We start from the raw sequence: 18150 nt of genomic DNA, 5'->3' as shown, positions 1-18150 counted from the left end.
TGTGGTAACCCACATCCTCACGGAGGTTTTCGTTTCCCTCAAACCATCAAGCGTTCACAACGTCCCAGGTCAATACATCTAACCTATGCGTGTGACTACCCCGATGCGGTTCCCCCAAGCCACCTTCTCCGGCGCCATAGGCGCCCCGGACGGTCGCGGATACGCGCCAGCTCACGCCGAAGTCAGCGACGGAAGGGTGACGCTCTGGGCCCTCGAGCCGGACGGCTGGGTCGTCGTGTTCGCGGCGCCAGCATCGGAAGTCACCGTGCGCTCGGCCGCGCAGAACATCCGCCTCGCGGTTGGCGGCCAGAAGTACGTGCTCCTCGCTGACCCCGACGCGGTGACCCGAGCGGTCGTATACACCGCAGCGGGTGCCGCCGCGGCGATCTACGACCGTCCAGGCGCCGGAGTTGCAGCCGATGTCGGGAAGCTCCGCAACCAGATCTCAGCAGCCAACGCCTGGAACGTCGGAGGCGGACCGCAGTTCCTGGACGCAGCACGCCAATCCGGGGCGCGCGTCTCACGACTCAGCTACGGAGCGCTCGCTGCGATCGGCATCGGAGCCGGCATCGCCGCAGTCATCCTCATCACAGCGATCACCGTCGCCGTCCTCGCCTTCTGAAGTTCGGGTGATGCGAGTCGGTCGCGGGAGTCGAAACCGACATACTGTCCGATGATCGCGGCCCCAGGTTTCTGATCACGAACCAACACTGGCCGATTGCGCCGTGGGCCGGTCCCGAGATGGCCGCTGACGGGTAGCTTGATGCCGTGGGAGGAGTCCATGCGCACATCACGGCTCACGGGGCCAGAGCAAGCTCTCGCTCGGGACGATCGAGTAGAGATGCGATACGCCCGATCGATCCCGCCGCTCCTCGGGGCGGTCGGTCTGTTCGTGTTCCCTACGGCATTGCTGGTCTTCTGGGAGCCGCTGTTCGGCGCCATCGAGGACCCGGCCTCGGAACCGCGGCGGGTCCGGCAGGGGCTGACGTTCATGCCCGTCATCATCCCGGCGCTGTACGTCATGTCGATCGTCACCTTCGTGCAGTTCCTGCGGAAAGTGCCGATCTACGTCGACCGCGCCAGCGGGGCGAAGCTACGGCGCATCTGGGACGGAGCACGGCACACCGACATTCGGGGTGCCGAAGTACTCCATCGAGGATTCCTCTACGCGGAACCCCGCTACTACACCCCGAACGTGAACTCCACGAGCAAGCGGTACTCCACGCGCCTGACGCTGTGGGAGGTGCCGGGCGAACGGCGCGCCTACGCGGCAGTCGCGTACGCGCGCAAACGCGAAGAGCCTCGTATCTTCCCGGTTGTCGCGCTCGCAGGAGCGCAGTTCGACGTGCTGGAGCACCAGCGCTCACTGTTCCATGCCCACCACTTCATGCTGAAGCAACCGAGCCCGAAGGATGCAGCCCATCACTGGGATGTCCTCGCGGCCGGCGGAGCCGCGCTCGGGGAGCGGCCGCCGGCCGAGTAAGGCGCCGACAAGGCCTTCTTGGGCGTCTCTGCTACCGCCCCGGCTCCGGCGTGGATGGTGGGTGCACGACGTCGTAGTGTCGCGGCTCTCCGCCAGCTGCGACGAGGAACGCGAGGTGCTCGCGGAGTTTCCGTCGAGACAGGTTCTCCGCGGTCTGCGGTCCACCCATCGACAGCGGGAGGGTGTAGCCGAAGCACTCGTCGATATCGGGGGTGCCGAGGCGACGAACCGCGTCGTCGTACGTGGTGCGGAACAGGAGTCGGTCCTGATAACCGCGGTCGGCGACGTCATCTAGTGTGAAAATTGCGAACTTATGCCCGAAGGTCATGAAGAAGCCGAAACGGAAGTACACGACGTACTCGATGTCTTCGTGCACGACGAACAGGTCTCCGAAGGCTGTTGCCATGAGCGCGTATGCGCCGGGCATGCTGGAAAGGACTTCGGGGAGGATGTCCTCGAACGCGACCGGGTCCACGATGCGCATGTAGCCGTCCTCGGTTGCCCAAGTCCCGCCTTCGATCCATGCCTCCTCGAGCGGCAACGGCACCAGCTCGCCGTACTTGGGGACGGTGGCGTCCGTGACCGGTCCAATGGAAACGTAGCCCTTGTAGTCCACGATGGTCCTCCTGTGGGATTCTGATGATGGGGAGTTGCTCCCGCGGTTCTCTGGTCTCGCTGTTGGCGCGACTGCCCCTACGTCCCCGGCGCGCGGAACAACGCTGGGTCCGTTCGGGCTCCGGCTCGGTAGTTGGCCATCGCGGCCGATGCGGACGTTGCCGAAGTGAAATAGAGCACGCTTCGGTCTTCGCCCACGAGAATCGAGACACCGCCGCGCCCTTGCTTGGAGACGACGACGGCGCGTTCGGCGTCGAAGACGGTCGTGCCGAACGGGCCTGTCGCCTGAATCCTCTCGAAGAGCTCCAGAGCGACTTGCTCGAGACCAGCGACATCGAGCGGAGAGGGCGTCGGGCTGACCGACTCTGGCGCTGCTTCGTTCGGCGGATGCACGACGTCGTAGTGCCGCGGCTCGCCGCCGGCTGCGACGAGGAAGAGGAGATGCTCGCGCAGCTTCCGCCGGGACAGGTTCTCGGACGTCTGCGGCCCACCCATCGACAACGGCAGCGTGAAGCCTAGGCACTCATCGATCGCGGGAATACCCAGGTCCGCCACCGCGCCGTCGTAGTGCGCGCGGAACAAAAGCCGCTCCTGGTATCGCCGCTCTACCTTGAATATCGGATCCAAGTCGCTGAACTCGTGGCCGTACGTCGTGAAAAACCCGAACCGGAAGTAGACGGTGTGGAGCGCGTCCTCGTAGACCACGAACAGATCGCCGTACCCAGTAGCCATGACGGCATACGCTCCGGGCATACTCGGCAGGATCTGGGGGAGGAGATCCTCGAAGGCTGCCGGGTCCACGAGGCGGATGAACCCGTCCTCCGTCATCCAGGTCCCGCCCTCTTTCCAGGCCTCCTCGATGGACGGCGGGACAAGCTCGCCGTATTTCTCGACCGTGTTCGACGAGAGTGGGCCGGCTGGTCGGTATCCGTCTTGGCGCAAGGTGTGGACATCTCTGGTCGTATAGACAACTTGGTGAAGCTGGACTCCGGAGGCGTCCGAACCCGCATCCACCCTATGCGCGGAACTTGCGGCGCCTAGCGACAGAACGTCCGGCCAAGTTGCATCGGTCTGATGTGCGGATGAGACGGTGCAGCATTTCGCAGGAGCCCGCCAGGCGCTCGTATTCCTCGGGGCCTCGGCGGCTGCGCGATCTGCTGAGGCATTTTGCGACGAATTCGTTCCAATCTACGTCGAGTTCTCCTCGGCACCCGTGTCTGCTCACGACGCGATTCGGGGTGCTCCTAATGTGAATGACCGTTGCGAAAAGACGCGCCGACGCGGCAGCGTTCAGGGGACAGGGGTGAAGAATGCAGCACACCGGGAGAAGCGTTCGAGGAGATCGCGGGGCACTGACGGCCGGGCATGCGCCACCCGTTGAACGTGAACTCCCGGATCCGAGCAAAGTGAAGCTTGGGACGCTCGCGCACGTTGATGGCTCCGGAGAGAAAATCGGGAAGACCGTGGCGGCTCGACAGATCGTTCGCGACGATGGCGACGAGTACTGGGACGAGGTCGCGGTGTGGGTACCGGCTCGTGTTGTCACAGTGCAGGAGCTGGCGCACGCTCAGACGGTCCACCGCCGCTGGAGGATCGCGACTTGGGCACTCAGCTCGTTCTTTGTCGCTGTGGCTGTCGTCGCGCTCTCGACGACGACCGTCCCAGACTGGGTGGTGGTTCCGCCAGCGTTTTTTGCTGTCCTCGCGGGTATCCTCACGCAGCGCGCCGCGAACAACGTGCTGCACTCGACCCTCACCCCGACACCGGGGGCCTGAGCGTGACGGCCACCCCTGCATTCTCAGCGCAGCTGCAACACGTCGGCTCGAAAGTGCGCGCACGTTGGATGGACTTGATCAGGGGCTCGGCGATCCTGCTCGTGCTCTTGCTCCACGCCACCACCATCCCGATGTTGTTCGCCGGAGTTCATCCCGGACGGGTGTTGACCGACATCAACGATGTCCTCTCGCCGTATCGGATGCCGCTCCTGTTCCTGCTTTCCGGGCTCTTGCTGGAACGTTCGCTGCGCAGGCCGCTCTGGACCTATTACGGCAGTAAGTTCCGCACGCTCGTCTGGCCTTACTTCGTGTGGATGCTCGTTGGCATGCTCACCGAAGAAGTCCTGACTGGCGAGCATGTCTCGGTCTTCGAGCCTCGCTTCTGGGGGCCGACCAACTGGCTCTGGTTCATCGGCTACCTCGCGGTGTACTACGCCGCAGCTCCGCCGCTCGCCCGGATCCCAGGCCTGTGGTTCGCGATCGTCCCTGCAACCTTGCTGCTGTTGAGCTGGCCGCTGACCGACGGCCCCATCAGCGACCTTCCCTACTACGCGGCTTTCTTCTTCGGCGGGCTCCTCTGTGCACGCTTCGGGGACAGGCTTCGTCGGTTCGAAACCTTCGGATTGCTCATTTTTTGCTTCGGTATCGCTCTCGTCTTCGGCGGGGTCCTTGTTGCCAGGAACAGGGGCTTTACCGACGTCATGGCCGAAGGATTCGCGGCTCACCGATTGCCGCTTCTCTCTGTCGTTCTCACGGGTATGGCGGGCGCAGTCCTACTCGCAAGACGGGTAGTCGGAGCCCACCGAGGCGAGAACCGTAACGTTGCTCCCTGGCTCCAGTACATCGGGGTGAACTCGGTGGTGTTCTACGTCGTCCACATGCCAGTCATGATGCTCGTGACGGCTGTGCTCGCCGCCGAAGACGTGCGGAACCCGAATGTAGCAATCCCCGCGTGTTTCGCCGCAGCCGTCACCGCCAGCTACTTCGCTTGCTGGCTACGCCGCTACCGCATCGTTGGTGCACTCTTCATCTTCCCCGGAGCTGCCCGTCCAGCGCGAGTTGCACTCCACAGTTGACATGAGGTGAAAGCACGCCGCCGTTTGTGTGTCGGCAGCTAGGAGTTGCGGAAGTACTCGCCTTTTCCAGGGCGATACTGATCGGTCCAGTTGTGGAGAAAGACCCACGGGAAATTGGGTGATTCTCCACGAAGTACGCGATAGCGCGGTCAGTTGTTCAGGAACCCGCCATCGACTTCACGGTGTGGCGGTTGCGCTCGAGAAAATCGCGATCGAGGAGTGTCAGCGTCAAGGGTCTTGCTGGAGCTCCTCCATTACGGGCGAGGATTGCCACATGGTTCGTGTTATCGGCAGGACGGCGACGTGATGGTGGGTAGCGAGACGCGGATGTCGTCGTTGTCGCCGCTCGTCTGTGGAATGACGAACTGGTATGAGAACGTCGTGAGCGAGCTATTAGGGGCTGTCCAAGTGAAGGAGTACGTTGCGCCGGCTACGCCGGGCGTCAGCAACGGCAGCCCTCCCGCCTGCTGCGTTGTCCGATAGAAGAGCGACGTTCCTCCTACGAACACTTGCAGGAGCTGACGAGTCGTGAGGTTGGCGGTGACTCGAGCATCGAATGTGAACGTGTACGTGACCCCGCTCACCGGCGTGAACGTCCGGCTCAGCGTGACAGTGGCGGTCTGCGCGACGACTCGGTCCTGAACGGAAAGGTAAGAGTTCGCGTTATTCGTAGGCAGCGGCATTAGTGCGCCACCAAACCTGTTGTTGTACTCCGGGTTCGTGTTGACGCGCAACGGCCCCGAGTTCACGACAGTCCATCCGTCTGGTGTCGCGATGCTTGGACACTCGGGCGAAGCAGCTGCGAGGGGCGCCGCAGTGGCGAGCGCCAGGACTGGAATCGTCCAAGCGGCTCCGGCGACAACCCGCCGGCGTCCGAGCCCGGCTGCTGAAGTGCTGGCCTGGAGGCCCTGATCATCGTGCTCTGACATGCGTTCTCATCTCTTCGGGGGCCAGGTTTCGTGCGGGGGTGCGACCGTCTTGTCCGCGCGGATCAGGGGCGTCGCGCTCGCACATCCGCGGGATCCGTTAGCAACGTATGCGGGGCCGGTTGCGCCTGGTGGTAATGAGAAAGAACGGTGAGAGGCATCGGTACAGGTAGGAAGCGCCACGGTTACTGAGCCCCAAGCGCGCGCTGAGCCGGGCACCCGCATAGGTGGATATAGCCAGAGCAGCGAAATCTCCGAAGCCGATCGAGATCCGCGACAACGACGCCCACCCTGACGTTGTGCGCGCGACGCACATCGCGTTCCTTATCCTCAAGGCCACGAAGGTCGGGTCCTGGCCCTGTGGGCACCGTCATCGCCCGGTTACGGTCAGTGCTTCCCAATCGCTCGTGCGTTCGTCGTCGCTGCCGTAAAGGGTTTGCGACGCGTGTCCGAAGGTTCACAGGACGGGCCGCACTCGGGCCTGTTCGACGCGTGTTCGTCATCTCTGAACTTTCGAAAGGCACTTGGCTACCAACTCAGATTCTTCTTTGACAGAGTCCGGGATCCCGCGGCGCACGCTTGTCCGAGGAGCAGCGTGGATGGTCCCGATCATCATCGCCGTTCGGGCACCGCCAGCTCACGCAGTTTCCCGACCCTGCCCTCCGGTTCCCGTGCCCGCGCGTGGGCCGCGAGTTCCAGCGGGGCGATACTGATTGGTCCAGTTGTGGAGAAAGTCCCACGGAAAATCGGGTGATCCTTCACGAAGTACGCGAGAGTGCTGTCAGTGTTTCCCAATGCAGCAACTGATATTTCTCCGAGATGGCAATCGGAACGTGAGGTTGCATAGATTACGGGAACAGCCACATCATTGCTCGAAATTGCGTTAGTTGGCGTCAGTACATTCCCTCTAGGTTGCGATTCGACATCAGGATCACCGGACAGTTCCGGCCGATCGCATTGCGGGACAGCTATTTACGTCTTGTCGAACGGTGCATGTGTGGTCCCGACGAAAGCTCGACTTAGCGACAAGAAAAGAGTGCATAGTGACGCAGAACAGAACTGAACACCGCGACACAACAGGGACGACGACCCGTCGTCGGGCACTGCAAGCGGCGGCCTGGACAGTGCCGGTCATCGCCATGACCTCGGCAACTCCATTGGCGACAGCCTCGTCACCATGCCCGAACGTCAGCAACTCGGCCAACTGGTCCATGCAGGTAAACGGGCCCCTGCGGTCGGGCTTCCAGCCGCAGTGGCAGAACCAGTTCGGCGGAACCGAGATCCCTCTCGCTTCGGACAATGCGAGCAGCTTCCTCTCTATCCAGGACCGTATCGGTCCCACGGGTTCAGGCATATCAAACGTTCTGCTGGAGACGACTTTCGTACCTGTCGCAGGGACTCTTTACTCGTTCAGCTTTCGGGCACGCACCAACAACAATCTGCCAGGTGTGCAGAGGCTTGCCATCACCATCAATTCGGCCTCCCAATGGAACGGTGCCACAAAGCCCGGTGTTGAACCTGTGGCCATGTCGAGTGCAGAGGCGACCTATTCATTCACCTGGACAGCCCCAAGTAACGACCCGGCGACCCTTCGATACATTTTCCGTATCCCCGCAGATCCGGACAATGTTGACGACATCCGAATTCGACTGCCCATCATCACTGCATCAAGCTGCGGGTAGAGTAGACCGTTGCGTCAAGGCCTGTCGAGGCGAACGCCGCAATTGAGTCGCGCCGTACGTGCTGTTCCTGCTCCCTGCGGAGTCGCAGGGTATTGCATGCTCCAGTCCCCAGGGTGATGCGTTCGAGCCAGTACCGGTGAGGGCGACGCGTGGAGGCCTCGTGTCCAGGAAGCTCGCGGCGCGAGAAGTGAAGCCCTCGAGGCTGATGCCGTCGTTGTAGGTAATGCCTCGTGTGTGGTCGTGCACGATGAACCGCACGCTTCGCATCGGGACGGTGCTGGTTGAACGTGAGCCTCTGACGTGTTGTTGACCGTGATCGGCGCTTGCGTCCACACGAGCGTTCCGCACCCTCCGGGGGACGCGGCGGCGAGCGGGGGTGCGATGGTGGTGGCGAGTACGATTCGCGGCTCGATGTCTGTGGAACATCCCAACGCCGCGGTGTCGTTCACGTAGGGCAATGTTCCTGGCATCTAGGAGCTTCGCTCAGTCGAACAGCCGGTTCTCCACCAAGCTAGGCGGACGCTTCAGCGCGCAGGCTGCCGTGAGAAAGTGCGGCTGGTCGCGCGAGACGTTTCGGTGTCGTGGGCGGCGGCGGACTACGTGGTGGGGCCAGGCTGCGGAAGAGCCTGGCGTGAATCCGCAAGGGGAGTGTCGTCAAGCGCTCTCCGCATGGCTCGTACCGATCCGAAGCCGGATTCCTGAGCGATCTGCCTCAGGTCTTGTGTGTTGGAACTGCGTTGACGCCCGCCGCTCTCGAGGAGCATGCGTGCGTGGCGAGCTCGGATACGACGCAACTGTGAGGCAGGCGTCATGCTCGACTCCTCGTACGCTCGATAGAGTGTGGCGGCAGAGACGCCGAGCTCGCGGGCAAGCTTGCTCACATCGAACGTGATGTCCTTCGCGTTCCGCTCGAGGTGCCGAGACGCTCGACGCAGGAGCGTGAGGTGGTCTCCGCCGTGCGCATCTGCGCGAGACGCCGGGGCTCCGCGCGTGACGACCTTAGAGCGAGCTGGCGCGTCGTCGACGAGCACGCCCGCGAAGAGATGTTGCAGCCCATCGCGCACCCGATCGAATCCGTCACCGTGCACGGTGGTCACGGAGTTGAGTGCCGCATGAGCCGCACTGGTGAAGATGTCTCTGTAAGCGTTCCGCTCTCCGAACACGCCCACATGCGGATCCGGGGTCCTGCCTGCACGGTCCGGCAGGTCGGCCCACCGCGATACGAAGAAGATGCGGGCCACGGCCTCGTCGGCGCTGATCTCTAGCCGTTCGCCGAATGAGCTGACATACATTCCGCCCGGGGGCAGGGACACCTCACCAGCGCCAGAGGTCAGCCTGTGTACGCCCTCGACCCCGACGAAGGAGTGAAACATGCAGCCTTCTTGATCGGGCTGCTCTTTGAAGGTCAGTCGGGCCGGCGTGTGCCAGATGCGCCCGATGGCAAAGGTGTCGGTACGGATGAGGTCGGCCACGAGCCGCAGTCGTGGACTGCGCGGTTCCGTTGACCATCCGAGATCGGCGATCCAACGAATCGCGGCATCTCCGTCGAGGACCACCTCGCGGGCGACCGCATTGGACGGCGGGCCACGATGGCTGAGATCGTGCACGTGGCGCCTCCGATAACTGGTTTCGGTCAGGCTATGCGCACAGGTCCGAACTCTTCGTGGCTTCTTAGGGCAGGAAAGTGGCATCCCTGTCGTTGGTCGGGTTCCGCGCAGATTTCCCGGACGAAAAGGACTGATGGGGACCTGAATCGAGGCGAACGATGGAATCTCTCTCATTGGGGTGGCCAGTTTCTCTCACAGCACGCATGCACACGTTTCGAACCCGACAAGGCACTTGACGGCGAGGTCTTAGCACCTCGGATCTGGCAGCCGTTCCGTGGATCGGTCGTGTGCACCAACGAGCCCGTTCAGGTTCCGGGTCGTTCGCGCGCCGCAGCTACCGCCCGTCTCATCGTCACGGGGGATGAGAACCCGCTTCGGAACGCGATCTCCCGTGCGGAAAGACCCGGTTGATCGCGCATCAGCGCGAGAGCGTTCTGGATGCGACGCTCTCGGAGCACTGTCGCAGCGGTCGCGCCGACGGACTGGAGACGGCGCTCGAGCACTCGGCGGGTCAGGCCGGCTTCGCGTGCGATGTCGTTGACCGAGAAGCCCGGTACCTGGAATCTGCTCTCAACGATGAGTCGCACGAGGCCGAGCGTGTCGTCTTCAGACGAGTTGGACACCTGCACCGCCTCGACGAGCAGGGCCTGAGCCGCCGCACGCAGGAGTGACCGCAAGGAGTTCGCGGATTGAGGATTTGATGGGGGCGTCGCTCTGGCCGCAGCCTTGAGGAGCGCCAGTACGCTCTGGCGCACAACACCGCCGTCTGAGTGATGCCAGCGGATCTGCAGCGGCGCGAGCTCCGTGGCGACGAAGGAGAAGATGATGCCCGTGACCTTCTCGTGCGAGCGAAGCAGGACGGGATCGTCCCCCGGAGGGACAATCGCAATCTGTGCCCCTTCGAGGCGGACTGTTCGATGAGACGACGCGAGCTCAAGCGTTCCCCGTTCCAGCAAGAGCACGAGGGCTCGTTTTTGGGCTGAAGCGCGCTCCCGCTTCCAGGCGAGCTCGATCGGCGAGGAGTCCCCACGCACGACGAGGTAGCTGTCGAAGCGAAGTATCGAGGCCTCGATCGTCGGCGTACTGGTGCTCGCGCTGAGGTCGACCCCGGCTCTCAGCACCGTGTCGATGTCTGCTGGCAATGTTCCGCGCACTCGAAACTGCTGCGTCCGATAGCCAGGGAACTGTGCCCAGCCACTCTTACTGCGGTAATGGGTACGAGCCACTTGCTCCATAGGTCCTCCAGACCGGTTCAATGTGCCTTGACGCGCGCTCATTCCGTTGTTCGATCGCTTGGTTCGGCGAAGTCGACGACGGTGCCACCTCCGCAAGCGAAATTGGCAGTCAGGGGGGTGCAGCTCTCGAACCTCTTGTAGTGAAAGCGAGACGCGAACCGCGAAATTCGACGCGGATGGGCGGTGCGCGAATCTCCCCCGAGATTCCCTCGCGAGCGCGGCTCCCCAGAGCACACCACCCATCGGCATTTTCAGCCTGGAGCACGAATCTTGCGTTGCTTTTCTAATAAGCGAAAATGACGCGAAATGAGCGAAGAACGTCGCAAACGCATGGGGGCCTGAGGTTACGTGCCTTGAACGCTTCAATTCTCCGGGTATCTTCCTGAATGAGTTTCATCCCTTATCTTTCGAACGCCGAGCCAGTACTTCTCAGCGTGCGCATGCTGATCCTGCTTTCAATACGGTTCTCGAAGAATGCCCGAGGTCGGGTGTTCGATGTTCGAGACGCTCGCGGTCCAACGGCGTCGAAAGCCACTTGTTGTGTTGAGCCGAGCGCCTGTCCCTCCGCCGAAAGGAAACTCATGTCGCATACTCACGGGAGCCTGCGCCTCGATATGGATTCAGCCCCCATGAAGCGCCGCACGCTCGTGACGGGTGCTGCGTGGTCCATCCCTGTGGTCGCAGGAGCGACTACCTCCCCGATGGCGGCAGCCTCGCCGCCCTGCCCACAGTTCCAATCGGCAGCATCCTGGCAAGCGTCGACGTCTGGCCAGCTGCGCACGCATCCTGACCCCACCTACAACAATCGTGTCGGCGGCACGTACCTGCCGCTTCCTGTAAGCAACACGAACTCGTTCCTGTCCGTTCAAGATCGAAACGTGGCGAACGGCATCACCACCGTTCAATGGTCAACGGTCTTGGTTCCGGTCAGCGGCACCGCTTACACCTTCACATTCGTCACGAACACGAGTACTGCCCTGACCGACCCCCAAACGCTGAACCTGCGCATCAACGGGACAACGCGTTGGGAGGGAATCACGAAGCCGGCCGCTGGAGGTCCGACCAACTTGCTCAGTGGCGTGCAGACGCACACGTTCACCTGGGTCGCCCCCAGCAACGCTGCCGTGACGTTCGCCATCGTCTTCCTCGTGCCCGGAGTGACCCCCAATCCGAACCGGACCAACGATGACATTCGAATCGGTCTTCCTCGGATCTCCGCGGCGGGCTGCCGATCGTAGTCGAGCACCCGCGGAGGTCCATGCCGCAACGGGCACGGAGCCGAGGCCCGCTTAGCCTCGGCTCCGCATCCGAACTCGACAGGTACTGGCGGTCGCGTGCCACGCTGCGTGGCGCCTGCGCACGGCCCATCGGGGGCACGTGAGCGCACGCCAGCAGGACCCGCGACCCCGAACCTTCCGCGGCCAGGACGACCTCAGAGCGCTGCTTGCCCTGCATGAGCTGCGTGCCCAGGGTGGGACTCGGACTCGCCGAGGTTCCCACCGTCGATCACGCTCGGCCCGTCTGTCGCAATGTCCAGAGCTCGGCGCATGGCGCGGACTGAACCGAAGCCGGCATCAGTGGCGACGCGCTCCAGGAACCGAGAATCGGTTCGGCCCTGACTCCCGGGTGCCTCCAGCAGGCGCCGCGCCCGCCGGGCACGAACTCGTCGAAGCTGTGTCGCAGGGGTCAGGTCTGTCCCTTCGTAGGCACGATAGAGGCTGGCCGAGGAGACCGCGAGATCGCGAGCGAGCCGCCCGGCATCGAATGTGATTTCGCTTGCGTGGGCTTCGATGTGCCGGGAGGCGCGCCGCAGCAACGATGGGCGTCGTGCGTTCTCCTCGGCGTCTTCGAACTGCGCGCCAAGCTCTACACTTCGATTCGGTCCGTCATGGGCATCATCGGAAAGCACGCTCGCGAACAGGTTGTCGAGTGCGGCGCGGAGCCGGACGAACCCTGCGTCGCCCACGCTGGTCACGGTGTTCAGTGCGGCATGGGCCGCGCTGGTGAAGATCTCCCGATAGGCATTCGACGCTCCGAGGCGTCCTGAACGAAGTGAGGGAATTTCGCCGTCTGCGCCGCGGAGATGCTCTCGTGATGAGACGTAGAAGAGGCGCGCGACGGGCTCTCGTGCCGTGATCGCTAAAGGTGCGCGGAGTGATTGTACATGCATCTGCCCCGGGTGCAGATCAAGTTGTCCGTCCTCTACGGTCAGAATCTGGGTGCCCTCGATCCCATACGTGAAATGGAACAGGTTGGACGATGTCTCGTCATTTCGCACGAAGTTCAGGTGCGCCGGCGTATGCCATATACGGCCGATTGCAAACGCGTCCGTTTTGATCAGGTCGGCGACGACATGAAATCGGGAATTCAATGGAGCAATCACCCATCCGAGCGCTGCGATAAATTGGATCGCAGTCTGTCCTTCGAGGACCATCTCCCGCATCACTGCATCTGTTTCGAGTACTGGACCAGTTGCGTCCTGCATCGTTCACCCCCATTGGCAAGTCTTTTGCAAGCGTATGGGTGCGCGAACGAAGCGAAAGAACACAATGCGAGAGCTGGCACAACTCGCGACATGGAGCGAATCATTCGGCGTCGCGGAGGTGGGGATGTCGAGGAAAAAGGGCTGATCCGGATGTGGTCGGCCATTCTTTCTCAACCTCGGGGATATTCTTTCTCAACCCTTTCGGTGGCAGTCCCGGCCCGTGGGCGTGGGCGGTCTCTCTCAATGTCGCGCCACTTCATCCCACGCCACACTGCTCCAGCTCCCTGCGATCTAACGTTGACTTTGGTCGCGCGCTGAAGGGCCGAGAGGTGGGGACCTTTTCGCTGCCGGTCCGGGGATGACTGCAGGCGCGACCTCGACGGCCGTTCGGGAGACTGTGTGCACGCTTCCCGAATGGCCGTCGATACCTCGAAACCCATCGTGTTACCGGAGCCTCCTCGAGTGCGCTCGCATGCGCCAACAGTGAAGTGTTGGGGCCGAAAGCCCCGACGAACGCGCCCACAAACGAGGTGGTGTCGCGCATAGTATGTGCTCGTGGCCAGACCTGGCCCGAAGCCAGGGAAGGTGCAAGATGACGACGGAGCTCAATCGACGAGGCGTGCTGCGGGCGACAGTGTGGGGCGTCCCCGTGGTCGCGGCCGCGATCGCGGTACCGGGTGCGAGCGCGAGCACCGTCGCTCCGGTCTGCGGCGAGCAGTATGTGATCACCGATCAGGGGCTGTTCGCGCGAGTACAGAACACGTCGTCAGCGACCATCACGGTCTCGTTCTCCTACGACGCGAACGTGGATCCATTGACCTACTTCGTGCAATCGGCCCCTGGCAACGGTGTCGCGTTCAATCCCGACCAGGCCTCCAGCTACACATGGCCTTACACGGAATACCCCGATGGTCAGCAGGTCACCTACATGTCGACCTCAGCGACGAGTGGCACGTACGAGGTGACATTGCCGGCTGGCACGTTCTTGGACTTCTCAGCGGCGTCGACGCAGAGCGATGGCTGCGTGGAATCTTCGCGCATTTCGATCATCGCAGCACCGTGCGCTGTCGGACATCAGTTCACCTGCTATCCGTTCTAGCCCGCGAACTGCGGGCCGCCACCGCTCGCTCTCAACGTCGGGGCTCACGCGAGCCCAGGTCAGCAGCGGCTCGTGAACACCGGGATGCGCCTGTAGGTCTCGATGGATGCGGGAGGCGGGGTCAGCGGAAACTGCGGGTACGTGCCGACGTCTGGGTCCCACCTGCGAGCTGGCCTTGTAGGTCTTTCAGCGTTATGGAGCCTGCGTCTTAGCAGGGGGAGATGAAGACCGGGACGCTGACGCGGATGTCATCGCTGACGATGCGGGTGCCTCGTGATTCGAGCGTGAAACGGTAGAGAACTTCCGTGGTCCCCGAGGTGGTGGCGGTGAAGGTGAGCGGGAAGCGCGTGTACGTCGCGGTCTGCGTGGATGCTGGCGGCGTTGTCAACGGCAGTTGTGGGTAGGTGCCGGGCCGGCTGGTGCCGTAGAAGACGCGGGTTCCGCCCATGAAGATGTCGAGGCTGTTGGGTGCGGAGTTGTTGCCGGGGTTGCCGTAGTTCGATTGCAGGTCGATGAAGAAGTTGTAGGTCCGGCCGGCGACGGCGGTGAACGAGGAGCGGACGAAGATGAAGGTGGGGTTGCCGGTCAAGGCATTGTCGGCGACCGATTCGAACACCGACGGATCCATGGATGCGACGAAGCCGAGGCCGCCGGTTGATCCGATGACTTCGCCCTGTATGTTCACGGTCCAGCTGGCGAAGTCGCCGAAGTCGGGGCAGGGCGTGGATGCGACGGCTGCTGGCGCGGCCACGGCGAGCGCCACGACGGGCGTCGTCCAGGCGGCGCCCAGCAGGACGGTCCGGCGCGCGGGTGTGGTGTTCGTGAAGTGGTGCTGCTCTAGATCCATGGGTTCTGCTCTCCGTTGTGGTCCCTTCGTCGTTGGGGAACAGGGACATAATTCGACGGCGCGACGTGGCGAGCAACGGGCTGGGAACAAGTGGCCCGCAGTTGACCGATTCCGAGCTCGCAGTGATGGCCGACGTCGGCCTAGGAGCAGGTCAGCGACGGCAGGGTGAGCGCGACGTTGTCGGCGTTCTCGTCGGCGCCGCCGGAGTACGCGTCGGTGTTGAACGTGTAACGGATGATGGCGGTGCCGGACGTCTGCGCGGTGAACGTCAGCGAGTAGAGGTCGTAGTCCGTGTAGTTCGTCGTCGGATTGCTCGGCAGTACGGCCGCGCCTGGCGTTCCTGGTCGGGTCGCACCCGTCCACGTGGGACTGACGCCCTCGACTTCGACGCTGACGGTCGCACCCCGCGACACCGACTCGTCGAGGTTGCCGTAGTTGGCGGCGCCGAACCACGTGAGGGTGTACGTCTGTCCGGCGTTGAGCTGGACGCTGCCCCTGGCGATGAGCGTCGTCGCGGGTCGTGTGGGTGGTGCTCCTTCGGCGAAGGACCACAGCTCGAAGGTGGCGGGAGGTGGGGCTCCGGTGCTCCGGTTGTAGATCATGCCCATGCCCTCGGCTGGATCGGTCACCCACGTCACCCGCCATGCAGTGGGGTCAGGGAGCGGCGGGCAGGGGACGGATGCGACCGCGAGGGGAGTCGCGATGGTGGTGAGAACTGCTGGTGCTGCCCACCCGGCTCCAGCCAGAATGGTCCGCCGCGGCACATTCCGCTCATTCGATGGCAAATCAGGCACGGCAGCCTCTTCCGGTGTTTAGGTCTGGGGATAGAGCTAAAAGCTAGAGCGCCGACCCGCGGCAAGCTCGCTCGGAAGAATGGTTTGACAATGAATGGCCGAGAATCGACCGATTATCGTCGGCGCCGAGTGTCGCAACCGGCCGTGAAGCTTCAGCCGAGCACATCGTCACTTCCTCCGACGCATGTGCTCGGCTGAGTCTTCACGGCTTTCATGTGTTGTTCTCGGCTCTAGCTCACCGGTGCAACCGAGATGGAGGTGGCGCCGTCCGCGTTGTAGGGGCGGTCGCCCCACGGGGACGGGTAGTGGACGGTGTAGCGGCGAACGACGCTGATCGGGAAGTTCACGGCACGGCCGCGCATCACTCGTCCGTTGGCCGCGAAGCCGGAGCTGTACATCGTGGAGGTGACGGCGGTGCCCGTCCAGTTACCCTGCGGGACGGAGTTGGAGGTGGTCGCGGGGTTGCGCGCGAAGTTGCCGGCAGGTGTCGGCACGGTGATGTTCGAGTTCGTGGGCAGCACTGTGGCGTCCGGCGTGAAGCGGTAGATCCACTGGGTCGGGCCGCTGAGCGTTTCCGTGATCGACCAGCCGGGCGACTGTGACCAGACGACCTGGAACGGGGTGGTGAGCGTCTGCGCGAACTGCGTCACCTTCGCGGTGAGGCCACTCGTGTTCGAGGCAAGTGCCAGTGCCGGCCCATCCGTGGAAGTCTGGAATGAGACTGCTGCGGTCGAGCTGCTCTGCCAGCGTCCGAGGACGTCAAGGTTCGAGTAGGAGATCCCGACGAGCCAGCTCGAGCGACGCTCAACGACGGGCGGAGTCTGCGACGCGGCCCGCGCGGGAGCGGCTGCCGCCATCGCGATGACGGGGGTGCTCCACGCGCCGAGCTTCACGACGGATCGGCGCGAGATTGCCTGCTTGGCATCGATGTTCGCGTGGTTTTCGCCAGTCACCTTGCGGGCTGGTGTTGTGTTGAGGAAATCGTTCATGGTGGTGCCTGTCTTTATTGCTGGGTGAATACCAGGTAAATGTAAAGACGAGATTTCCGCTGCTTGGAGTTGCGTTCATTGAGTGCAGCGATTGAAAGCATCTGACAACGTGTGTGCGTGGTATTGGTCCGATTGTCCGGGGATAACTGCTATGGACTATTCGAGTGGACTATGCCGAGAGTGCTTCGCACAACGCGACTCAGTCGCGAGCGACGTCCGACACCAGCGCCCGCTGCAGAGCGCGGACGGACCCGAATCCGGTCGCAGCCGCGATGAGCTGCAGTTGCGGGGTCCGTGGGTCGTCCTGGTGTTGGAGCAGCGCGCGGGCTGCGGTGACCCTGGCCGCGCGAATGGCTGAGAGGGGCGTTGTCCCGGCGACTGCGAAGGCGCGCGACAGCGACGATGTGGAGGTGTTGAGTCGGTTCGCCAGTACCGCAACGCTGAGTGCGGTGTCGGCGTAGTCGGCGGCGATGAGGGCGAGGGCTCGGTGCATGAGCAACCCTTCGGGAGCCCGCTGTTCTCGGGCTGCAGTGTCGCCGAGGAGCGCGCCAGTGAAGAGGTGCTCGATGCCGCGGCGGGCAAGCGCGAAGGCGGGGGAGTCGGTTGCGGGGATCATCGAGAGGGCCGTGTTGGCGGCGTCGACGAACACGGCCACGTACCCGGACTCAGCGTCGAAAGCGCCCTCGAGCTTATTGCGCGGGAGGCGCGGAATGCGCATGCGCGACCACTCCGACACGAGGACAAGCCGTGCCGAGGGCGCGGAAGATCTAATCGTGAGCTGCCGGCTCAGGGGTTGCACGTAGAGCTGACCGGGACCGAGCTCGACAGGACCCTGGGCGGTTTCGAGGGTCTGGCTACCTTCGATGCCGAGGATCGCGATGAAGACATCCGGGTGCCAGTCCTCGTTGTTGAAGAGTTGAAGCGAGCCTGCGGTGTGCCAGATTCGACCGATGGCGAAAGGGTCGGCCCTGAGGAGGTCGCCGAACACCTGGAAGTGTCGTGAGCTTGGGTCGGCTCGCCAGCCGTGCTTGCGCAGCCACGTGACGGCGGCAGAGCCGGCGAGAGAGACCTCACGGGCAACGCCGTGCTCGGGGAGTCGGAAGTGCGCCGGTGGCTTTTCGGACGGCGTTGTCACTGCGCCGCGTCTTCGATGCCGAGCTCAGCGAGCCGTGCGCGATGCATTGAGCGCAGCGATCCGAACCCTGCCAGCTGCGCCACCTCGGCGAGCATGCTCGGTGTGGGCTCGCGCACGCAGGAGAGCAGTCGGCGGGCTCGCGCGAGGCGGTGCGAGCGAATCTCTTGCGCCGGGGAAGTCCCTGTCCGCTCGTAAGCGCGGTACAGCGTCGATAACGAGACGTTGAGCGCGCCAGCCAGGCGTGACGCAGAGAAACGCGGGTTGCTGGCGTGCACGTCGATCACCTTCTGAGCAAGCGCCACGAGTGACGTTGCGGGAGGTGGCTGCCTTGAGAGGTCACGCTCGCTCTGGATGAGCGAGAGGAAGAGATGCTCCAGACTTCGTTGCACGCCTCCGATTCCC

General features: G+C 63.3%; 18 protein-coding genes. 7 read left to right on the top strand and 11 right to left on the bottom strand.

Features of this window, described 5'->3' with window-relative positions:
- Positions 1-91: 91 nt before the first annotated feature.
- A complete protein-coding gene (locus tag ACPYN9_RS04040) occupies positions 92-622 on the top strand; it encodes a hypothetical protein (protein ID WP_424464116.1) in 531 nt (176 codons plus the stop codon).
- Positions 623-841: 219 nt separating this feature from the next.
- Positions 842-1483, top strand: a complete 642-nt coding sequence (locus ACPYN9_RS04035; protein WP_424464114.1) for a hypothetical protein — start codon at positions 842-844, stop codon at positions 1481-1483.
- A 31-nt stretch (positions 1484-1514) separates the two neighbouring features.
- Here ACPYN9_RS04035 and ACPYN9_RS04030 read toward each other — a convergent pair whose 3' ends face one another.
- Both ACPYN9_RS04030 and ACPYN9_RS04025 read right to left on the bottom strand, forming a co-directional pair.
- A complete protein-coding gene (locus ACPYN9_RS04030) occupies positions 1515-2099 on the bottom strand; it encodes a T6SS immunity protein Tdi1 domain-containing protein (protein ID WP_424464112.1) in 585 nt (194 codons plus the stop codon).
- Positions 2100-2176: 77 nt separating this feature from the next.
- The gene (locus tag ACPYN9_RS04025) at positions 2177-3040 is read right to left on the bottom strand and encodes a T6SS immunity protein Tdi1 domain-containing protein (RefSeq protein ID WP_424464110.1); all 864 of its coding nucleotides are present in this window, start codon (positions 3038-3040) and stop codon (positions 2177-2179) included.
- A 521-nt stretch (positions 3041-3561) separates the two neighbouring features.
- Here ACPYN9_RS04025 and ACPYN9_RS04020 point away from each other — a divergent pair.
- Complete coding sequence (locus ACPYN9_RS04020) at positions 3562-3873, top strand: hypothetical protein (RefSeq protein WP_424464109.1); 312 nt, start codon at positions 3562-3564, stop codon at positions 3871-3873.
- Between the two features lie 68 nt (positions 3874-3941).
- Positions 3942-4949 carry an acyltransferase family protein gene (locus ACPYN9_RS04015; protein WP_424464108.1) on the top strand — a complete coding sequence of 336 codons (1008 nt, stop codon included), beginning with the start codon at positions 3942-3944 and terminating at the stop codon, positions 4947-4949.
- Positions 4950-5233: 284 nt separating this feature from the next.
- Here ACPYN9_RS04015 and ACPYN9_RS04010 read toward each other — a convergent pair whose 3' ends face one another.
- Positions 5234-5878, bottom strand: coding sequence for a hypothetical protein (locus ACPYN9_RS04010; RefSeq protein ID WP_424464106.1), 645 nt, complete (start codon positions 5876-5878; stop codon positions 5234-5236).
- A gap of 1040 nt (positions 5879-6918) precedes the next feature.
- Here ACPYN9_RS04010 and ACPYN9_RS04005 point away from each other — a divergent pair.
- Entirely contained in the window at positions 6919-7557 is a 639-nt protein-coding gene (locus ACPYN9_RS04005) for a hypothetical protein (RefSeq protein WP_424464104.1), read from the top strand.
- A 596-nt stretch (positions 7558-8153) separates the two neighbouring features.
- On the opposite strand, the gene ACPYN9_RS04000 is transcribed toward ACPYN9_RS04005, so the two are convergent.
- Both ACPYN9_RS04000 and ACPYN9_RS03995 read right to left on the bottom strand, forming a co-directional pair.
- Entirely contained in the window at positions 8154-9164 is a 1011-nt protein-coding gene (locus ACPYN9_RS04000; RefSeq protein ID WP_424464103.1) for a hypothetical protein, read from the bottom strand.
- Positions 9165-9469: 305 nt separating this feature from the next.
- Complete coding sequence (locus tag ACPYN9_RS03995; protein WP_424464101.1) at positions 9470-10318, bottom strand: helix-turn-helix domain-containing protein; 849 nt, start codon at positions 10316-10318, stop codon at positions 9470-9472.
- Positions 10319-10785: 467 nt separating this feature from the next.
- Here ACPYN9_RS03995 and ACPYN9_RS03990 point away from each other — a divergent pair, with 467 nt between their 5' ends.
- Positions 10786-11637 carry a hypothetical protein gene (locus tag ACPYN9_RS03990; protein ID WP_424464099.1) on the top strand — a complete coding sequence of 284 codons (852 nt, stop codon included), beginning with the start codon at positions 10786-10788 and terminating at the stop codon, positions 11635-11637.
- 194 nt (positions 11638-11831) lie between these two features.
- Here the strand turns inward: ACPYN9_RS03990 and ACPYN9_RS03985 are convergent, their stop codons facing one another.
- Positions 11832-12884 carry a hypothetical protein gene (locus ACPYN9_RS03985; RefSeq protein ID WP_424464098.1) on the bottom strand — a complete coding sequence of 351 codons (1053 nt, stop codon included), beginning with the start codon at positions 12882-12884 and terminating at the stop codon, positions 11832-11834.
- Positions 12885-13476: 592 nt separating this feature from the next.
- On the opposite strand from ACPYN9_RS03985, the gene ACPYN9_RS03980 reads away from it, so the two are divergent.
- Positions 13477-13983, top strand: a complete 507-nt coding sequence (locus tag ACPYN9_RS03980) for a hypothetical protein (protein ID WP_424464096.1) — start codon at positions 13477-13479, stop codon at positions 13981-13983.
- Positions 13984-14191: 208 nt separating this feature from the next.
- On the opposite strand, the gene ACPYN9_RS03975 is transcribed toward ACPYN9_RS03980, so the two are convergent.
- The 5 genes from ACPYN9_RS03975 to ACPYN9_RS03955 all read right to left on the bottom strand — a co-directional run bounded on the left by ACPYN9_RS03975 (position 14192) and on the right by ACPYN9_RS03955 (position 18137).
- The gene (locus ACPYN9_RS03975) at positions 14192-14830 is read right to left on the bottom strand and encodes a hypothetical protein (RefSeq protein ID WP_424464095.1); all 639 of its coding nucleotides are present in this window, start codon (positions 14828-14830) and stop codon (positions 14192-14194) included.
- 140 nt (positions 14831-14970) lie between these two features.
- Entirely contained in the window at positions 14971-15459 is a 489-nt protein-coding gene (locus ACPYN9_RS03970; protein WP_424464093.1) for a hypothetical protein, read from the bottom strand.
- 395 nt (positions 15460-15854) lie between these two features.
- Positions 15855-16613, bottom strand: coding sequence for a hypothetical protein (locus ACPYN9_RS03965; RefSeq protein WP_424464091.1), 759 nt, complete (start codon positions 16611-16613; stop codon positions 15855-15857).
- A 199-nt stretch (positions 16614-16812) separates the two neighbouring features.
- Positions 16813-17748, bottom strand: coding sequence for a helix-turn-helix domain-containing protein (locus ACPYN9_RS03960; protein WP_424464090.1), 936 nt, complete (start codon positions 17746-17748; stop codon positions 16813-16815).
- Positions 17745-18137: a helix-turn-helix domain-containing protein gene (locus tag ACPYN9_RS03955; protein ID WP_424464088.1), complete on the bottom strand. Its 393-nt coding sequence runs from the start codon at positions 18135-18137 to the stop codon at positions 17745-17747. Before ACPYN9_RS03955 ends, ACPYN9_RS03960 begins: the two co-directional genes overlap by 4 nt.
- Between the last annotated feature and the right edge of the window lie 13 nt (positions 18138-18150).

It is taken from the genome of Pseudoclavibacter helvolus (assembly GCF_049707175.1).
GTDB lineage: Bacteria > Actinomycetota > Actinomycetes > Actinomycetales > Microbacteriaceae > Pseudoclavibacter > Pseudoclavibacter helvolus_A.
The sequence above is the reverse complement of the archived record's forward strand: the minus strand, read 5'-3'. Positions and strand labels throughout refer to the sequence as shown.